This is a genomic window from Promicromonospora sp. NPDC060204 (genome assembly GCF_042728455.1).
GTDB lineage: Bacteria > Actinomycetota > Actinomycetes > Actinomycetales > Cellulomonadaceae > Promicromonospora.
In genome coordinates this window covers 1-3,183 of record NZ_JBHWZO010000411.1, presented here as the reverse complement: position 1 = coordinate 3,183, position 3,183 = coordinate 1, and the positions used below count along the sequence as shown (strand labels likewise).

Annotated in this window: 4 protein-coding genes; 1 reads left to right on the top strand and 3 read right to left on the bottom strand. The window is 72.5% G+C overall.

All coding sequences use genetic code 11. The features are described from left to right. Positions 1 to 60: 60 nt before the first annotated feature. The 3 genes from ACFWEJ_RS28145 to pgsA all read right to left on the bottom strand — a co-directional run bounded on the left by ACFWEJ_RS28145 (position 61) and on the right by pgsA (position 1,770). Positions 61 to 414, bottom strand: coding sequence for a helix-turn-helix domain-containing protein (locus tag ACFWEJ_RS28145; protein ID WP_182614568.1), 354 nt, complete (start codon positions 412 to 414; stop codon positions 61 to 63). A 247-nt stretch (positions 415 to 661) separates the two neighbouring features. Then, entirely contained in the window at positions 662 to 1,183 is a 522-nt protein-coding gene (locus ACFWEJ_RS28140; protein ID WP_377232464.1) for a CinA family protein, read from the bottom strand. Next, the gene (gene pgsA / locus ACFWEJ_RS28135) at positions 1,180 to 1,770 is read right to left on the bottom strand and encodes a CDP-diacylglycerol--glycerol-3-phosphate 3-phosphatidyltransferase (protein WP_377232463.1); all 591 of its coding nucleotides are present in this window, start codon (positions 1,768 to 1,770) and stop codon (positions 1,180 to 1,182) included. Before pgsA ends, ACFWEJ_RS28140 begins: the two co-directional genes overlap by 4 nt. Before the next feature lie 92 nt (positions 1,771 to 1,862). Here pgsA and ACFWEJ_RS28130 point away from each other — a divergent pair, with 92 nt between their 5' ends. Then, complete coding sequence (locus ACFWEJ_RS28130; RefSeq protein ID WP_377232462.1) at positions 1,863 to 3,146, top strand: CapA family protein; 1,284 nt, start codon at positions 1,863 to 1,865, stop codon at positions 3,144 to 3,146. The last annotated feature ends 37 nt before the right edge of the window (positions 3,147 to 3,183 follow it).

Below are 3,183 nucleotides of genomic sequence, written 5' to 3'. Positions count from 1 at the left end.
CCACCTCGGTGGTGCCCCGCTCCGGTTCTGCCCTGCTGCGGCTCTCGCCCAGCCGGCCTGTCAGCCGACCGGTGCCAGGTCGGACGGGTCGACCTCCCGCCGCGCTGCGGTCCGGTCGCCTCCCCTGGCCAGCAGCCCGGCGACGAAGTCCGCCGGGATCGTGTCGGGAATCTGGAATCCTTCGGCCACCGCGACGCGGTCGCTCACCTCACGCAGCACCAAGGACAGCGGCACGTCGAGCGCCTCGCAGATGGAACCGAGAAGCTCGGACGACGCCTCCTTCTGCCCGCGCTCCACCTCACTGAGGTAACCCAGCGACACTCGCGCCGCCGACGACACCTCACGGAGGGTGCGCCCCTGACGCTGCCGCGTGTCTCGCAGCACGTCTCCGATTTCTCGCCGTAGTACGACCATCTCGCGCCCCCTTTCAGTGCCTGTCCCTGACCTCACGCCCTGCCCTGCCTGGACCGGACGTGCCTTGCGTGTGGTACGGCCTCCTTGTGCGGAGGTCGTTCTACCGTACCCCGCGCCCGAAGAGTTCTTCCGCCGGCCCCGAGTGGTCGGCCTGTTCGTGATCACACCGGGACCAACGCTGTTGGTATGAGCCTTGTTCCCGAAGTGTTCCCGCGTCAAGCCCTGTGCAAGATTAAGCCAAGAAGTTTCACATGTCTGTAACTTCAGGGAACGAGTGTGGGTGCGAGTCGGTTTTTTCACCCAACGCCTCGCTGACGAGCAGCGACGCGAGCTCGATGACCCCGCGCGCCGCGTCGCCGATGATCTGCGGGCGGTCGCCCGCCAGGTCCAGCCGGTGCACCTCGGACGCGACCGGAGTGCTTACTGCGACGAAGACCACACCCGGCGGCTGGCCGTCCTGGGGGTCCGGGCCCGCGACGCCGGTCGTGGCGAGGCCTACGTCGGCCCCCGTCGCCCGGCGCACGCCGTCTGCCATCTGGGCGGCCACGGCTTCATCCACGGCCCCGCGCTCGGCGAGCAGGTCCGCGTCGACGCCGAGCAGCCCGGCCTTCAGGTCGGTGGCATAGGCGACGACGCCGCCACGCAGCACCTTGGACGCGCCCGGCACCGACACGAGCGTGGCCGTGACCAGACCGCCCGTCAGCGACTCGGCCACGCCGATGGTCCAGCCGCGGGCGGCGGCCGCCTCCAGCAGGCGCGGCGCCGTCATGCCTGCGGCGTCCGGGCCCGGGCGTCGCGCCGGATCTTCCAGCCCTGGTAGACGTACTCGACGCCGGTCACGACCGTCACGACGAACGCCGCCATGAGCACGACCCAGGCGATCACCGTGAGCCAGTCGAAGCCCTCGCGCGGGAGCAGGAACAGCGAGATCGCCACGGTCTGCAGCACGGTCTTCAGCTTGCCGCCCCGCGACGCGGGCATGACCTCGTACTTGACCATGCCCAGGCGCATGAACGTGATGCCCAGCTCGCGCACCAGGATCACCACGGGGATCCACCACGGCAGCTCGCCGAGCGGGATCCACAGCAGGATCAGCGCGGCGCCCACGAGCAGCTTGTCCGCGATCGGGTCGAGCAGCTTGCCCAGGTCGGTGATGAGGCCGCGCGACCGCGCGAGGTAGCCGTCGACCTTGTCCGACACCGCCGCGACCACGAAGATCGCCGTGGCCACGAGCCGCCACGTCGTGTCGTCCCCGCCCTCGACGAGAAGTGCCCAGGCGAAGAACGGGACCATGGCGATGCGAATCATCGTGACGATGTTCGCAATGTTCCAGGGCGACGGAGCGTCGTTGACCATTGCTCAAGCCTAGCCGCGGTTCACCCGCGCCCCGGACCGAGCACCGTCCGCGCCCGGTCGCTCGCTCCCCCGGCCTGCCATAACATCCGGGGGTGGTCAACGTCCGCCCGCTGCGGTTCCTCGCGTCCGCCGCGGTGACCTGCGCCCTCGCGGCCACGCCGGCGGCCTGCACGCCCGCTCCGGGCGTACCAGTGCCCACCGGCTCCGGGGGCGCCTCCACGACGTCCGCCCCGGCGACGCCCCCGGCGTCCGCCACCCCCTCCCCTGAGCCCATGCCCACGCCCACGCTGCAGGACGTCGAGCTCACGCTGCTCGCCGCGGGCGACGTCCTGACCCACGAACCGGTCAACGACTCGGCGACCGGGCCGGACGGGTTCGACTACTCGCCGCTGCTGGCGGGCATCGACCCCTGGGTCGCCCGGGCGGACCTGGCCCTGTGCCACCTGGAGGTGCCGGTCGCGCCGAAGGGCACGCAGCCGTCCGGCTACCCCGTGTTCCGCGCGCCGAAGGAGATCGTCCGCGACCTGGGCGAGCAGGGCTGGGACGGCTGCTCGACGGCGTCCAACCACGCGGCCGACTCCGGCTACGACGGCATCGCCGCGACGCTCGGGGCGCTCGACCGGGCCGGGATGGGCCACGCCGGGACCGCGCGCAACAAGCGCGAGTCGAGCAGCCCCCAGCTCTACGAGCTGCGGCGGGAGGGCCGGACCGTCACGGTCGCCCACCTGTCGGCCGCCTACGGGCTGAACGGGCTGGAGCCGCCGCACGGCTCCTGGTCGGTGGACCTCATCGACTCCGAGCGGATCATCGAGCGGGCCAGGGACGCGCGGGCGGCGGGCGCGGACCTCGTGGTGGTCAGCCTCCACGACGGCACCGAGTACGTCACGGAGCCCACCGACCACCAGAAGGAGACCGCCAAGGCCCTCGCGAAGTCCCGCCAGGTGGATCTCGTGATCGGGCACCACGCGCACGTGCCGCAGCCGCTGGAGCACCTGCGCGGCGGCCCGGGCGGGGACGGGATGTGGGTGGCCTACGGCCTCGGCAACCTGCTGTCCAACCAGGGGACGCAGTGCTGCGTGGCGGCGTCCGCCGTCGGCCTGCTGCTGGTCGCGGACGTCGTGCAGCACCCCGGCGGACCCGCCCGGGTCACGGACGCGCGCTGGACGGCGACGACCGTGGACCGCGCCGCCGGGCACCGGCTGCACTGGACCCGCGACGCGCTGGGGCACCCGGACCGCGGGCAGCTCGGCAAGGGCGAGCTCACCGACCGCCTCCGGATCGCCCAGGAGTCGGCGGGCGACGCGGCGGACGAGCAGCTCCGCCCGCCCAGGGGTCCCGCCGGCGAGCCGCCCGTGGTGGTCAGACGCACGAGCTGACCGGACGTGTCAGACGCTCAGGTCCCCCGGGGGACCT

Bases quoted from the DNA above. Each gene is read 5' to 3' on its own strand.
- ACFWEJ_RS28145 (WP_182614568.1), bottom strand. From the start codon at position 414: ATGGTCGTACTACGGCGAGAAATCGGAGACGTGCTGCGAGACACGCGG.
- ACFWEJ_RS28140 (WP_377232464.1), bottom strand. From the start codon at position 1,183: ATGACGGCGCCGCGCCTGCTGGAGGCGGCCGCCGCCCGCGGCTGGACC.
- pgsA (WP_377232463.1), bottom strand. From the start codon at position 1,770: ATGGTCAACGACGCTCCGTCGCCCTGGAACATTGCGAACATCGTCACG.